1 protein-coding gene (running past one end of the window) is annotated in these 17,632 nt (G+C 62.9%); it reads left to right on the forward strand.

The genetic code is table 11. The features are described from left to right. Positions 1–17,632, forward strand: partial view of an Ig-like domain repeat protein gene (locus ACN9M3_RS09110; RefSeq protein WP_426321941.1) — the 5' portion only. 9,284 nt of this gene lie beyond the right edge of the window; the window shows 17,632 of its 26,916 coding nt (coding positions 1–17,632); the start codon lies at positions 1–3; its stop codon lies off the right edge, out of view.

The raw sequence follows: 17,632 nt of genomic DNA on the forward strand, positions 1-17,632 counted from the left end.
ATGGTAGCGGTTGTTAGCGGTAACGGTCTGGGTCTGAATCTGGTGTCGGCATCGACCCTGGGTGGCGGGGTTTTAGGAAATGCCAAGTTGGGCGGGAGCGGCGAAAGGGCCTATGTCAATAGCGCCACCGGCAACCTGGTCTTGCAGGACCGTGACGACCTGATCGCCGGCCATGGCTTCGACATCGCCACCGTGCGCACCTATAACAGCCAGGGGGCACTGGATGCCGCCAACGGCAACTGGCATATCGGCTTCTACCGCAGCATCGTCAACTTTACTGGCACGCTGAATCAGAATGGCAGCACCGTCACTCGCGTCGACAGCGATGGTTCTTCTGCCGTCTACAACTGGGACTATACCCGGTCAGCGTACGTGACCGCCGCAGGCGAAGGCAATTTCGATATCCTGACATTTGCCGGCTCCCCAGACCGCTGGACCTGGACCGACGGCAGCACCGGCGTCACCGAGACCTACGACTGGTTCAATGGCCGTGGCAGGCTGGCTGTGCAAGCCGACCGCAGCGGCAACCAGATTACTTACAGCTACGTTGGCGACCAGCTCAGCGAAGTAGCGAACCAGGACGGCGAGAAGACCGTGCTGGACTACACCAACGGCAAGCTGGCCAGCGTACATTCGGTCGACAAGGCCGGCCTGCCGCATACCCGCGTGCGCTACGCCTATGACGACCATGGCCGCCTGGCCAGCGTCACCGTCGACCTGACCCCGGACGACAACAGTATTGCCGACGGCAAGGTCTACATCACCAATTACTCCTACGATGGCGACAGCCAGCGCATCGCCAGCATTGCGCAGACCGATGGAACGCTGTTGCGTTTCGATTACACCGAATTCAAAGGCGCGTGGCGCGTGAGCAAGCTGCGCCAGATGATCGACGGCGCAGAGCGCGTCACCTCCTATGACTACTCGGACCTGATGAACGCCGTGCCGGCCACGGCGGATGTGGATGGCAGCAAGCTGTCCACCATTGGCGACATCACCAGCAACAACTCCGTCCCGCTCGATACGACCAAGGTCACCACCTCCGAGCCGCAGGCCAATAATGCCGCCGCAGGCGTGGATCGAAGCAAGCTGGTGACTGGGGAAACGAAGGTAGTTGACCTAACCGCGAGCCTTATTGGCGGCAGGTTGTCTACCACCGAATCCCAGGCTGGGACGCGATCTGCAACCATCGACTCCAGCAAGACCTCGAACACCGAGCCGCAAGACACCGACCACACGGTAGCGGTGAATGGCAGCTATCTGTCGACCACCGAGGCGCCGGTCAAGGATCAGAGTGTCAATCTCGACAGCAGCAAGCTCGCCGGCGTCGACGAGCCGCCGTACTATCAGGTCCAGCAGCTCGATACCTGGCCGGCTATTACGCAATACCTGTACGGCACCACGGAACAGGATGCCATTGAAACCCTGCGCAACGCCCTCGGCTATCCAGTCCTGCTGCCAGGCGCCAAGCTGACGATGCTGCCATCGACGCTGGTATATGGCCTCAGCAAAACAGTAGCCCCTTACTTCCTGATCCGCGGCGGCGATACCTGGAACACCATTGCCAATACCCTGTATGGTTCCTACGCGAACGATTTGGCGGCTGCGCTGAAGGATGCACTGGGCAACCCACCTTTGACAGCAGGCACCAAGCTGACCAACCTGCCGGCAACGATCACCTACACCACCCACACGGTGACGGTCCCGACCTACTACCGCATCCAGGAGGGCGACACCTGGGACAGCATCGCGCTAACCCTGTACCGCAGTAGCGACCCGATGCTGGTTGCCGCCTTGAAAAGCGCACTGAATAATCCGCCGTTGATTGCGGGGGGCAAACTGGTCGGCCTGCCGTACTCGTTGGACTACACCAGCGACCGCGTGCCACCTTATTACCGCATCAAAGCTGGCGATACCTGGGCCAGCGTAGCCAGTTACCTGTACGACTCGAGCGCGGCAGCATCCGCGCTGCAGGCGGCCGTGGCGCCGCAAGAACTGGTGGAGGGGGGCAAGCTGACCGGCTTGCCGAGTCCTTTGCGCTATCAAGTGACCCAGGTGGTGCCGGATTACTACGTAGTCCAGCCGGGTGATACCTGGGACAGCCTCATCTTGAAACTGTATGGCACCAGCGAAGCGAGCGCTGTGCAGGAACTGAAAAACCGCATAGGCGGCAACCTGACCACGGGCCAACGGGTGACCCCGCCGGCATCGCTGGCCTACCAAGCCACAACCCAGGTTGCGGTGCCACCGTACTACACGGTGAAAGCCGGGGATACCTGGCAGGGCATCACCTTGGCCTTGTACGCCACCGACCATCCGGCCGCACAGGCGGCTTTGAAGGCGGCGCTCGGCAACCCGGCGCTGACGACGGGCGCCAGGCTGCGCAACGTGCCGGCGCCGCTGCAGTATCAGACCACCGCTTCCAATGTGCAGGTGCCGCCGTATTACCTGGTAAAAGAGGGCGACAACTGGGAATCGATTACCCAGGCGCTGTATCACACCAACCAGGCCAGTGCCATCGCCGCTCTGCGCGAAGCGCTGGGCGATCCGGCGCTGCATGCAGGCGACCACCTGGCCAACCTGCCGGCCAAGTTGGGCTTTGCCCTGGCTTCGCCGCTCGGCATCCAGACCCGCGTCACGGATGCGCTGGGCAACCTCACCACGTTGACCAGCGATGCATGGGGCCGCCTGATCAAGATGCAGGCGCCTGCATTGGCCAATGGCACCAGTCCTTCTGTCGCGTACAGCTATGACGCGGCAGGAAACCTACTGACCCAGGTCGACGGCGTGGGCGCCGTGACCCGCTACGAATACGACGGCGCAGGCAACCAGACTAAAGTCACCGACGCCCTGGGTAATATCACCGAGCGTACCTACAGCAATGGCTTGTTGACCAGCGAATCCATCAGCTTCAACCAGTATGTGTCAACCCCGGGGTACCGCAAACCGCAGACCGCACGCATGGTGTACGACGCGGCACGCCGCTTGCGCTTTGCCATCGACCGCGAAGGCGGCGTCACCGAGTACCGCTACGATGCCAAAGGCCAGCGCATCAGCAGCATTACCTATACCGGCGATGCCTATGCCGCAACCGTATATGGCGAAAACGACCTGGCGAACTGGGTCGCCGGCCGCGACAAGTCGCGCACCACACGCACTGACACCGCCTACGATTTCCGTGGCCAGGTCAGCCAGATCACCAAGTGGAATGCGATCGACGCCAGTGGCAACGGCGTTGCCGACGGCAAGCAGTCGGTCACCAATTTCGTCTACAGCCAGGCCGGCCAACTGCTGCAGACCATCGCGCCGGATAGCGGCACCACCAGCCTGACCTATGATGGCCTGGGCCGCGTACTCAATCGCATCGACGATTCGGGCGCCGTTACCAGCACTGTTTACGACGATGCTGGCCACAAGTCCGTCCTGCGCATGGCTAATGGCCTGGTCACCACCTCGACTTTCAATGAAGCCGGCCTGCTGGTTTCGCTGCTGCAAAGCGACGGCAGCCAGGCCCTGGGCGAGAGCAAGTACTTCTACGATGCCGATGGCCGCCTGCGCGTGACGCAGGGCGCCGACGGAGCCAAGAGCGCCGTGTTGTATGACGCGGCGGGCCGCAAGGCAGGGGAGGTGAGCGCCACCGGCGCACTGACCGAATACATCTATGATGCCAACAACCGCCTGGTGCATACGATCCGCTACGCGGCGGCGGTGCAGCCGGAGTTGCTGGTAGCGGCAGGCACCGACCTTGGCCTGGCCGACAACCGTGCCGCGCTGGAGCGCGTGCTGGGCTGGACGGTCGACGCGCTGCGCCCGCAAGCCGGCGCGCAAGACGTGAAATCCTGGAACCTCTATGATGCTCTCGGACGCCTGAACTGGCAGGTCGACGGCATGGGCTACGCCACTCAGACGCTGTACGATGGCGCATCGAATGCCTACGCAGTGAACCGCCTGTCGACGCCGATCGATACTTCGCAACTGGGCAATGGACTGGGGGTGACGCTCAGACTGGGCGGCAACACCACTTCGCTACAACTGGCCGAGATGCGCGGCACGGGCAATACCCGTACTTTCACCGCAATCGTCACCGGCCAGATCCCGGTCGGTACTGCCGGCGCGCCAAGTGGCACCGTTACCTTCTTTGCCGGTTCGACCGTGCTGGGCAGCGCTATCGTGCGCGGTGGCGTGGCCAGCTTTACCGGCACCATTCCGGCCGGCCACAGCGACATCAGCGCAGTGTATTCCGGCGACGGCGGCAACTTTGGCAGCACTTCCAATACCATCGGCGCCGATGCGGCGCCGCTGCCTGCCACTTCCATCACGCTGACTGCCGACAGCGCGAGCGTGCGTTTCGGTTCGCCGCTGCAATTGACTGCCACCGTGGCGGGCGCGGCGCCGGGCGGCGTGGTCGCATTCTATAGCGGCGAAGTGGCGCTGGGCTTCGGCGTCCTGGTTAATGGCGTAGCGCGCCTGAGCGCCACCAATGTGCCGGTTGGGCAGGACAAGCTGACCGCTGTCTACCTGGGCGATGCAGCCAATGCTGGCAGCACGTCGGCCGTAGTGGAGGAGACGGTGGAAAAAGCGCAGCCTGTCATCGTGCTGTCGACTTCCCGCGACCAGACCGAGTCCGGTGCGCGGATTACGTTGACAGCGCTAGTGGATGGCCCCAACCCGCAAGGCACGGTGACCTTCTATGACCAGGCGAATGCCGTCATCGGCACCGCCAACCTGATACGCGGCCGTGCCGAACTGGTGGTAACCAACCTGCCGGCAGGGACCGAGAAGCTGGTGGCGGTCTACAACGGCGACGGCAACAACGCCAGTGTGGCCTCGGCGGCCATCGATGAACGAGTCGCGCGCGCCACCAGCCACACCAGCCTGTACGTGGCGCGCAACGATACGGTATTCGGCAACGTCACCACCTTGTTTGCCCGCGTGACCGGCTTCAATCCGGCCGGCATCGTGTCCTTCTTCGACGCTAACCGCAACCTGCTGGGCACCAGCAAGGTGATCAACGGCGAAGCGCGCTTGAGTGTCGTCAACAGCAACGCCGCCCTGGCCGACTTCACGGCCAGCTACGCCGGCGACGCAGCCAACACGATCAGCACCTCCGACCAGGTGAATCATGTTCGTACCGGCACGGGTTTTACCCACAGCGAACCCAATCCGACCTCAAACTCGACTGTGACGGCGGGTGACGATTTTCATTTCGGCTTTTCGACGGATGGCCCGCGCCCATCTGGCGGCGCCAGCCTGTATGACATGCGTGGCAACCTGCTGGGCAGGGTTGACGGCGAGCTCATTGCAGGCATGGGACTCTACCGCTTCTATATCAAGAACATCGCGCTGCCGGCTGGTGACCATGTCCTGACCATGGTGCAGGATGGCGATGTCAATATCGCCCCGGCCGTCGCCACCGGCGTCCTGCATGTGCGCCGAGGTTCCCTCCAGCTCAAGGCAACCACTTTCGACAACAGCAACGTTGAGGTGGGGCAGACCAAGACTGTGACCGCCACGCTGGACAATTCTGGCAAGCGTCCGATTGGTGGCACGGTCACCTTCACCGACCTCACTACCAACGTGGTAATCGGCTCGGCGCAGGTTGTCAATGGCGTGGCCGCCCTGGCCGTCGAGGCGCAATGGAATGGCGGCAGCCATGTGATCCGCGCAGATTATTCGGGCGACGACTACAACAACGCAGTCGCCATGAACAGCGAGTCTTTGTCGGTGGTGGTGACCGCAGATCCTGCGCCGCCGCTCAAACCGGCAATGACCCTGGCCAGCAATGTCGGCACGGTGATCCAGGGGGGCAATGTGACCCTGACCGCATCACTGTCCGGTCAGAACAACGTCGGCACGCCGCTGGTCGCCGTGCTTTACAGTGGCACGCGCTGGCTGAATAGCCAATCGTTCGCCAACGGTTCGAATACGGTGTCGTGGACCATGCCGCTGGACCAGGTCGGCACGATGCCGCTGCGCGTGGTGTACTACCACAATGACTACAACAGCCTGTCTGGCCAGTACAAGCTGGTGGAGCAGAATGTTTCGAATGAGATCAGCGTCCAGGTCACGCCGAATGCAGCGTACGTGCCAACGGTTAACACCAAGCCGGCGCCGCCGCTTGCCATCAGCATCGATACCAAGAGCGCGGCTGCTGTCGGTGGCGCCTCGATCATTGATGAGCTGATCTTCAAAGCCACCTTCGGCGATGGCTTTACTTCTCGCCAGGGCGAGGTGGTGTCCTTCTTCAATGGCGACAAGCTGATCGGAGTGGCGCAGGCCCAAAACAATGGCGGTACCGCCATCCTGAAAGTTGGCCACCTGCCGCCGGGCGACTATAAACTCACCGCCAGGTTCGCCGGCGACGGCAATGCACGACCGGTTGAATCGCCGGTCATGAATTTCACCGTGGCGCGCGCCGTGACCAGCACTTCGCTGATCGTGGCGCAAGCCGTGAACAGGCCGAAGAATGCCGTCACCCTGCTGGCGAAAGTGGCGGGCCCGCTGACGACTGGCGGCCGCATGAAGTTCTTCAACGGCAGCCAGCTGATTGCCGAAGTGGACGTGAAAGCAGGGCTGGCCAAGCTCGAAACCGTGCTGCCCGACGGTGTGGCAGACCTGCGTGCGGAATATGCAGGCGATGCCGCCAGCCAGGGCAGCGTTTCCAGTTCCGTCAGCCGTGAAGTTACCGGCGGTCCCGCGCAGGTGAGCCTGAGTGCCTCCACCCTGACTAGCGAAGTCGGCGCGCCTGTCATGCTGACAGCGCGCGTGACCGGGAACCAGCCCGGCGGTGCGGTATCGTTCTTTGCAGGTAATAAACTGCTGGGCAGTGCCTACCTGGTTGGCGGCGTCGCAACCCTGAGCGTTGACCAGCTGTCGCTGGGCGAACAGCAATTGGTCGCCGTGTACGGTGGCGATGGCAATAATGCCAGCGCCGCTTCCGGCACGGTGACCGAAACCGTGGTGCGCAGCAGCAAGCCGCTGGTGCTGACGGCTTCCCGTACGAATGCCAACGCGGGCACGCTACTGGCGTTGCGCGCTGCATTCGGCGATGCCAGCGTGACCGGCAAGGTCAATTTCATGAACGGCAACACGTTGCTGGGCAGCGCCGATATCGTCAACGGCGAAGCGGTGCTGGAAGGCGTGCGCGTGCCGGCAGGCAGCAACGCCTTGCGCGCTGTTTATGCTGGCGACGACCTGCATGTTGCCGTCAACTCGGATGTCGTGAAGGAAGAAGCGGCCGCCGTGCCTACCCTGGTGCATTTCACCACCAACGGCCGCGTGCCGTATGGCTCGCCGATCGTGCTGACTGCGCGGGTCGACGGCGATCATCCAACCGGCAAGGTGGTGTTCCACAGTGGCCACTATGGTGACCCGCCATATGGTGAGGCCGAGATTGTTGACGGCGTCGCTACCTTGGTGGTGACCCGGCCGATCAACGTCCAGAACCGTCCAATGGTAACCGCGTATTACCTTGGCGATGCCTACAACGCTTCGAGTGTATCGTGGTCTAATGTATCGGATGTAATTCCGGCGTCGCCGGTGGTGACCATGGCCGCCTCACCGGTATCGGTGCGCCTGGACGAACCGGTAGTGATCACGGCGTCCATGCCGCGCATCGGCGCCATGTACCCTGAAGGAACCGTTTCCTTCTACGATGGCAACACTCTGTTGGCCACGGTGAATACCTCGGCTGCCAGCGGCGTGGTGCAGGTTACCTTGCGTAACCTCGGCGCGGGCAGTCACAACGTCACTGCGAAGTTCACCAAGACACATGCCAACTTCGCCGACTCGCTCATGAGTGCACCGGTTGCGGTGCAAGTGCAGGCAGTGGCGACCACGACGATGACCATGGCTGCCGGTTCCGCCACCGCTGTTGGCGCGAACCAACCGTTCACAGCCAGCGTTACCATCGCCGGCGGGACCTCGCCGTCGGGGCTGGTGACCTTCTCGGTACGCGACAACAAATCGGTACCGGCCACGGTGCGCGTGGTAGGCACCGCTGCCGTGGTGAACGGTGTTGCCAGCCTGACGCTGGCAGCATCGGCATTCTCGACGCCGTCTGGCCAGGCGGCGATCATCGCCAGTTATGCAGGCGATGCGAACAACAAGCCTGCCGTCAATTCGGTTGGCACCGTCTTGGTCACCAACCCCGTTGCCGTGCAACCCGCGGGCGCAGGCGCGGCCACCACGGTGTCGCTGGGCAGTTCCAATCAATCCGCTCCGCACGGTAGCTTGACCGAGCTGGTGGCGCAACTGGGCGCGGTAGACGGAGCCCCGGCTACCGGCACCGTGACGTTCTTCAATGGTACCGACCTGCTGGGCAGCGTCACGCTGGTCGACGGCGTAGCGCGCTTCAAGACCAATGCGCTGCCAGTGGCCACCAACAAGCTGACCGCTGTTTATTCCGGCGATGCGAACTACGCCCAAAGTGTCTCCAACCTCGTGACCCAGACCACGGTGGTTGCCAGCGATAACGCCGAGGTGGAAGTGACGCGCTCGAGCGATAGCGTGAGCACCAGCAGCGGCAAGATATCGTTCAAGGCGAGACTGGTGGGACCGCACCAGAACGGCACGATGGAGATCTATCTTGATGGCAGGCTCGACAGCACGCAGACGATGGTCGACGGCGTCATGCGAAGCTACGAATCGGGCTGGACCTGGGACTATTCCAAATTTGTTGGCGTGGGGCCGCATACGGTCCGCCTCGTGTTCAAGGCCGCTGGCGGTACGGCCACGACGACGACGGATGTCAAGGTCAATGTTGTGCCGAACCTGCCAACGCCAGGGATCACGCTCACACCTTCCGTTCCGGACCCTGTGTTCGGGTCCGAGCTGACCCAGACCATCCGTGTCACGGGCAACAATCCGACCGGCACGGTCTACCTCTGGAATTGGAGCACTTCGAGCTTTGGCGATGTCCCCGTATTAGCGGCAATGGAGTTGGTCAACGGGGTGGCGACGTTTACCACTCGTAATACCGCCGTCAACAACGTGAATGAATGGCAAGTAGCGTACTCCGGCGATGCCAACAACGCCGCTACCTTTATCGGCAGCCGCGGAGCTGTCGCCAAGATCAACTCGTCTGTCACGTCGCTCCAGAGCGAGACGGCAGCGACCGCAAATGGCACGGAACAGCGCCTGACTGCCCTGGTAACGGGCGACCACCCATCCGGTACCGTCACCTTTTACGACCAGTACGGCAACGTCCTCGGCATGGTCGATGTCAAGGAGTCCGAAGCGCGCGGGCAGGGCATTGCGACGCTGACCCTGGCCAATGTGCAGCCGGGCCGCAGCTGTGTCCGCGCCAGCTATTCCGGCGACGCCGCCAACAAGACCAGCGTGGCCAGCCTGACCGATGACCTGCCGGAACCGACTACCCTGACGATCAGCAGTTCGGACCCATTGCCAAGGCAGGGCATGCCGCTCACCCTGAGCGTGCGCGTCGATGGCACGCAGCCGGGTGGTATCGTCCAATTCTACGATGGCACCAACAATCCGATCGGGCGCGCCGAGCTTGTTAATGGCGTTGCCACGCTCACGTTGGACAAACTGCCTGCCGGCCAGAACACCTTCACTGCCCAATACCTGGGGGACCTGAAGAATGCGCTCAGCGTTGGCAGCTTCGTGCAAAACGTAGCGCAGGCGCAGACCCACATCTCGCTCATCACGCCGCACCAAAACTGGCAGCAGGGACAGCCACTGGTACTGACCGCCAAGGTGGAACGCACGGGCGCCGGATTCGCTTCCGGCACTGTCACCTTCTATAACGGCGCCGAGATCATCGGCACCTCGGATGTGTACAACGGCCTGGCTGCCATCACTGTGACCACGCTGCCGGTCGGAGTCAACGCCCTGAGCGTGCGATTCTCCGGCGACAACAATAACCAGGGTTGCGCTTCCGAGCCGATTGCGCAGGCAATCGAACTGGCGCCGCAACCAAGCTCGCTGAGCTTCTCCAGCAGCGTCACCGGGTCGGCGCCGCAAGGCACCAGCATTACGCTGACAGCCAAGGTCAATGGCTCCGCTGGCGTCACCGCGGGCGGCATGGTGACGTTTATGCAGGGCAGCGATGTGCTGGGTACTGCCGCAGTGGTGGATGGGGTGGCCAAGTTCACCTTCGTTGCCAGCAAGGTCGCTTCCGGCGCGCTGGGCGCCGTCTATTCCGGCGATGCGGCCAATGCCGGCAGCGCCATGATGAACAACGCCAGCTACAACCTGCAGGTAACGCTGAAGGCGGGCGCCGTCCTGCCGCCGGCATCCACGGCCACGCCGACCAGTGTCGTGCTGTCGGTGTCCAACACTGCGCCGCTGTATGGCGAAGCGCTTGTCCTGAGCCTGCGCGTGTCGGTGCGCGACGCCGCCAAGCCCGCTACAGGCATGGTGATGTTCTATGACGGCGCCAACGTGGTTGGCTGCGCGATGGTCAAGGACGGCATTGCCACGTTCACCTCGACGACCTTCAGTGGTTCCGACCATTACTTCAAGGCGGCATACTCGGGCGATGACTACAACGCGCCTGTGGTTTCCGGGCAAACGAGCGTGCATGTCAAATACGCCAAGGTCACCCCGACACTGATCCTGTCGAGCGATCACACGAATGCGGGCGAGTTGGTACGCGTGGTGGCGCAGATCAAGGACCAGCCGGGCATTCTCGAACGCCCAAACCTGGGCAATTACGCAGGCGCGGTACACTTCTACCGCGGCAGCACTTACCTCGGTGTTCGCCAGGTCCAGAATGGGCTGGCTTATCTCGACTTCAATAGCGGTATTGCCATAGGTGAACCGATCAGAGCGGAATACGAAGCGAACTGGGTTTGGCGTGCCGACAGCGTTTCGGCGCTAACGCCGCTGGCGACCGACACGTTGCCGACGATCCCACGCATGCGTTATTCGTCCTCGTCGTCGTCGGCCTACGGCACTGCGGTGTCGTTCTCTGCCGAGCTGGTCGATCAATCAGGGGCGACGCGCTCAAACGCCGGCGGTACTTTCACCTTCTACAACGGCAATCAACTGATTGGCAGCGTCAAGGCAGACAACTATTCCCGGGGTACGGTCCTGCTGGAGAACTTGCCGATCGGCGCCAACCAGTTGCGCGTAGTCTATTCCGGCAACGGCAGCGAACAGCCCGTCAGCAGCCTGGTCGTCATTCAGAACGTGACCAAGCCGGAGCCTGATATCCGTCACACGGGACAGGTTGCGCCAGACGGTACCGGAACATATACCGTTACCATCGGGAATGGAAAACAGCCGCTTCCGACGGGTACTGTTACTGTGTTCTCGCGCGAAGGGCGCCAGCGGCTCGGCTCCGCAATTGTCGTTGATGGCAAGGCCGTGGTCACCATCCCAGCGGGCCGCTGGCCCGGCGACGCCAAGTCCCACGGCTCCTACTATTACGACGTCGCTTATTCGGGTGACGAGAACTATGCTGCGCGCACCAGCGGCAATGCCACATATACGCCAGGCCAGTACGGCTCGGCGTCCTTGACCAGTGTTCCAGGTGCAGAACCGGGCACGGTGGTCCTGGCGGCCAAAGTCACCGGCACGAATCCGGGCGGCTATGTGAGCTTCAAAGACCAGTATGGCAATTTCCTGGGCAGTGCGGCACTTAGCAATTCGCTTGCGCGCATCACGGTCAGGAACCTTCTCGGTGATCTGGCGGGGGTGAAGGCCTATTACTCCGGCGACGAAACTAACGGTGCGCTCACGATCAGCTACTCGCCGAACGCCGACGCGACCAGGCAGCCAACCGTCACCACGGTGTCGACTGCGCCGGCAGTAGTGCAGCAGGGCGGCAAGGCGACCCTGAGCGCGCGTGTCAGCGGTGGCAACGGCAACCCTACCGGCACAGTCAATTTCTACGACGGCACGATCCTGCTGGGCGTGGGAACGCTGGTCAACGGTGTGGCGACTATCAGCACTGGCGCACTCGTGGCTGGCCTGAACCAGGTCACCGCCGTGTACTCGGGCGATGCGGCCAACGCGACCAGCATGTCCGGCTCCATCGACCAGACGCTGATGGCGGCCCCGGTTTCCGTCATCCTGAACAAGGTAACGGCGCCGGTGGTGCAGGGCGCTTCGCTGACGCTGACTGCGGCGGTCACCGGCAATGTACCGTCCGGCAAAGTGACCTTCATCAGCGGTAACACCGTGCTTGGTGTCGCAGACGTGAATGCAGGTGTGGCCACACTGTGGTTGCCGCGCGTCGACCTGCCGGCCGGCGAGAATACGATCATTGCCAGCTATTCCGGCGACACGGAAAACCAGGCGAAGCTGTCGTCTTCCTTCACGCTGACGGTTACGCCAGGACTGAAGACCGTTTCGCTGGGCCAGGACACTACCGACCGCAAGGTCCAGCAGTACTTCAACAAGAATGGCCAGGTGCGCGCCACGATCAACGCCGAAGGCTTCATGACCGAGTACCGTTATGACGCAGCCGGTCGCCTGGTGGAGACCATTGCTTACGTCAACGCCCCGCCACCCAAGTCCGTGGACCTGGCTACGTACGATGCGGACCTGTTCAGCATGGCGCCGATCCCGGCCGCCAATGCAGCGGACATCCACAGCTTCGTCTATTACAACAAGAAGGGCCAGAAAGCTGGCGAGGTCAATGGCGAAGGCTACCTGACCGAATACTCGTACGACACCAGCGGCAGGCTGGAAACGACCCGCCGCTACGCCAACAAGGCGCTCGGCACGCCAAGCGCCGCCTCGGCGCTGGATGCACTGCGTCCGGCCGTCAGCGGCGAAGACCAGGTCACGACCAGCAAATGGAACAAGCTGGGCCAGCTGGCCAGCCTGACCAATGCCGACGGCACGATCTCCACGTTTACCTACGACAGCGTTGGTGCGCTGACCGGCACCACGGTTGCGAAGGGCAGCAGCGACGAGCGCACGGTATTGAAGCGCTACGACCTGCAAGGCCACGTCGTGGCCGAACTGCCGGGCACCGGCGTCGCGCTGCTGCGCGGCGACATGGATACCGCGGCGGTGGATGCCGTGTGGGCGGCGCACGCCACCAGCTACACCTACGACACTTCGGGCCACCGCACCAGCATGAAGGATGCGCTGGGCAACCGCAGCCTGTTCTACTACGACGATGCGGGACAACTGCGCTTTGCCATCAATGCGGCAGGCAACGTGACCGAATCCGAATACGACACCCTGGGCCGCCTCTGCGCGACCACGGCTTACGCCACCAGTGTGCCTGCCGACGTACTAGCGGGCCTGCAGGGTGGCGTGCTGTCGGCTGCCGCAGCTGCGGTAGCGGCACTGGCCACGGCGAAATCCGCTGCCTCGGCGCAGAACAGCGTGACCCGCTTTGCCTACAACACCGACAATGAGCTGGTGCAGACCACTAATGCTGCCGGTGGCGTGAACAAGGCCGCCTACAACGCCTTTGGCCAAGTGGTGGCATCGACGGAAGGCATCGACAGCGCCGGCAACGGCGTGACCACGCTGCACACGTATGATCGCCGCGGCCTGGAGACCGGCACCAATACCTTGCGTGAAAAGGTCTACCACGCCACCAGCGCGCAATACGACGCCTTCGGCCGCCTGGTGCGTTCGGTCGATGCCAACGGCAACGTCTCGCAGCAGGGTTACGACAAGCTGGGCCAGGTGGTCACCACTACCGACCCGCTGAACGGCAAGCGCTCGGCCAGCTACGATGCCTTCGGCCGCGTGCTGACCCAGACCGATGCCCTGTCGCGTGTCACCACCCACAGCTACAACACCGCCGAGCGCAGCACCACCGTGACCACGCCGGAAGGCGTGAGCGTGACCACCACGCAGACCCGCACCGGCCAGGCGCACAGCGTCAAGGACGGCAACGGCAACGTCACCATCTACAGCTACGACCAGGACGGCAAGCTGCTGGCGGTCGACAGCGCGCTGGCAGACAGCAGCTCGGAGTACGATGCGGCCGGCCAGCTGATCAAGAGCCGCGACGCCAACGGCAACGAGGTGACTTACACCTACGACAGCGCGCACCGCCTGTTGACCCGTACGGTCGATGTGGCCAGCGTCAAGATGGTCACGCGCTACGGTTACGATGGCAAAGGCCAGCGCGTCAGCTTGACCGATGCCAACGGCACCGTCACCCGCATGGATTACGACCTGACGGGCCAGGTGATGACCCAGGTGGTCGATCCGGATGGACTGAACTTGACCACCAGCTACACCCACGACGTGCGTGGCAACACGCTGACGGTGACCAGTGCCGGCGGCACCACCATGCAGTACGTCTACGATGACCTGGGCCGCCGCATCAAGACCATCGCCGATCCGAACGGCCTGGCGCTGACCCAGACCTTCAGCTACGACAACAACGGCAACATCACCGGTAGCCGCGATGCGCTGGGCAACCTGACGCGCTATGCCTACGATGCCAACGACCGCCTGGTCTACACCATCGATCCACTCGGCTATGTCAGCAAGAACGACTACGACGCTGAAGGCCGTATTACGTCCGTCACCCGTACCGTCAAGCCGCTCAACCTGGCCAATGCAGCCGCACGCCTGCCTGTTGCGGAAGTAAAAACCATGGTCGGCGCGGTAACCCCGCAAGACCAGGTGACCTATAACGTCTACAACAAGGACGGCCAGGTCGCCTACCAGATCGACGCCATGGGCGGCGTGACCCGCTTCAGCTACGACGGCAACGGTAATGTAGTTGCGCGCCGCACCTACATCACCCGCATCGACATGACGAAATGGACGGTGGGGACCGAACCTGCTGTCGTCGCCAACGACCAGCGCGACGGCCTGCTGCGCACTGTGTACGATGCGCTGAACCGTCCGGTGTTCACGGTGGACGGCAACGGCGACGCGGTCGAAATGAAGTACGACAGCATTGGCAATGTACTGGAGCGCATCGCCTATGCCAACAAGGTTCCGGTCACGACCGGTGCAACGATTGCCGCCATGCGCGCGGCACTGGATGCCGTGGCCGACGCTGGCCGCGATGTCCATGTGCGCAATGTGTACGACAGCGCCAACCGCCTGCAATGGTCGGTCGACAGCCTGGGCCAGGTGACCGGCTTCAGCTACGACATCGATGGCAACCTCGCCAAGCAAGTGCTGTACGCGCAGCGCATTGCTACCGGTGCCAATCCATCCGGCGTCGTGGCAGGCGAGGGGGACCGCGTTACCCTGAGCAGCTATGACAGCGCCAACCGCGTGGTCCTGCAGGTCGACGAACACGGCATGGTGACCGCGCTGGAATACGACGCCAACTCGAACGTCGTCAAGTCCACTGCGTATGCGAAACCGCTGGCTCGCCCGACGGCAGCCAGTGCCGCGCCGACAACCGCTCCCGGAGCGGATGCAGCGCACGACCACGTGGTACGCAAGGTCTACGACATTCTGAATCGCGAGATCTACAGCATCGACAGCATCGGTGCCGTGACCGAGACCCGCTACGACGGCAACGGCCATGCAATCGAGAAGGTTGCCTATGCCAATGCGATTCCGCTGGCAACCGCTGCCAACGCAGCGGCAGTGGCCGCGGCGCTGGCCTCTGTGGCCGACGCCAGCCGCGACGTACGCCTGCGCTACGCTTACGACCTCGATGGCCGCCTGCAATGGAGCGCCGATGCGACCGGCGCAGTGACCGGCTACGCCTATAACAACCTAGGCGAAGTGGTGCGCCGTACCGTGTACGCGGCGCGCTTTGCCCCGGCATTGGGTGCGGACTTCGCGGCCGGCATCAATGCTGCCGCGGTGGCAGACGCCAATGCGGCGCTGGACGACGGCGCCGTGCGCGTGTACGACAAGAACGGCAGCCTGACCTGGGAAATGGACGCCACCGGCGGCGTGACCCAGTACCGTTACGACGGCAAGGGCAACCAGGTCGAGAAGATCATCTACGCAACGCGCCTGGACCCAGGCAAGTATGTGGCAGGCTGCGACATCGTCGCTCCGGCCGCGAATGCGCAGGACCTGCACCAGTACCAGGTGTTCGATGCGGCCAACCAGCTGTCATGGAGCATTGACGGCATGGGCGGGGCGACTAACTTCACCTATGACGGCGAAGGCAACGTCGTGTCGCGCGTTACCTACGCCACCCCGATCGATATTTCGAAGTGGACGGCTGGCACCGCACCTGCGGTAGTCAGCGATCCTGCGCGCGACAACGTCACGCGCACCGTGTACGATGCGGCGCGCCGTCCGCTGTACACGATCGACGGCATGGGCCAGGTTACCGGCGTGAAGTACGACGGCAATGGCAACGTGGTCGAAAGCCGCGTCTACGCCAAGCGCATCCCTCTGGCAACTGCCGCCACTTTGGCGGCAGTGCAGGGCGTCCTGGTCGCAGACGACGTGAACGACCTGCGCACGCAGAAGGTCTTCGACGCCGACAACCGCCTCGTCATGGAGTCCGATTCCAAAGGACTTGTGACGGCTTACAGCCATGACAGCTTTGGCAATGTCGTCAAGACGATCAGCTACACGACGCCGCTGGCAGCAGGCGCGGACATCCATTCCGTGCAGCCTGCAGCGAACGACCGCGTCGCCCTGGTGAACTACGACGCGGATTCCCGCATTGTGTCCACGGTCGACCCGACCGGCCAGGTCACGAAGTTCGAGTACGACGCCAACGGCAACAAGGTCAAGACCACCGTTTATGGAAACCGCGTAACACGGCCGGCTGCCAAGAGCACGCCGGCACTGGCCGACACCGTACTGGCGGAAGCGAGCGAGGACCTGGTCGCGCAAAGCGTCTTCGATGCAGCGGGCAACGAGATCTTCAGCATCGATCACACCGGCTTGCTGACCGCCCGCCAGTTCGACTCCCACGGCAACGTGACCGAGTCGGTCACCTACCGCAAACCAGTCGACAGCAGCATCAAGGCCAGCAAGCAAACCTTGTCGGCACTGGCAGCAGCCAATGCCGATGCGGCAAACGACCTGCGCACCCGCTACGTGTACGACAACAGCGGCCGCGAGATCTGGAGCGTAGACCAGGCCGGCACGGCGATCAAGCACACTTATAATGGCGCAGGCCTGGTCAGCGAGACCAACACCTATACCAGGGTTAGCCCGTCTATCGAGATCACGGCGAATGCGTTGCAGGCAGCGCTGACCAATCCGGCCACCCGCTACACCTGGACCTACGATGCAGCAGGCCGCGTGGCATCGACCACTTGCGCCTTCGATCGTCCGTTCGATTCCGACTTCACCGGCTCCGCCAACGTTACCCGCTACGCCTATGACGGAATCGGTAACGAAACCGGCCGCAAGGTCAGCAACGTCTACGACGGCGCCACCCACAACAGCATCCTGCACACCGTCTACGATGCGCAGAACCGTGCTCTCTACACGCTCGATATCTCAGGCAACGTGGTCGCCTTCAAGCACGACCTGCGCGGCAACTTGATCGAGAAGACCGCGTTCGCAACGCGTGTGTCGACCGCCTCGTTGTTCACGTCGCGCGTGATTGACGACTACTTCGGCTTCCTGGGCGACGCGGCGGCAGGTACCGCCAACATCGCCTTCGACAGCGCTACCTCGGCTGCCAATATTGGCAGTGCCGTGGCCGCAGTGGCAGACGCCGGCCGCGACGTGGTGACCCGCCGCGTGTACGACCAGTCCGGCCGCCTGCTGTGGGATGTCAGCAGCGCAGGCCTGGTAA

Origin of the sequence: Pseudoduganella sp. R-43 (assembly GCF_049913255.1) — a bacterium.
In the GTDB taxonomy this organism is placed as follows: Bacteria; Pseudomonadota; Gammaproteobacteria; order Burkholderiales; family Burkholderiaceae_D; genus Rugamonas.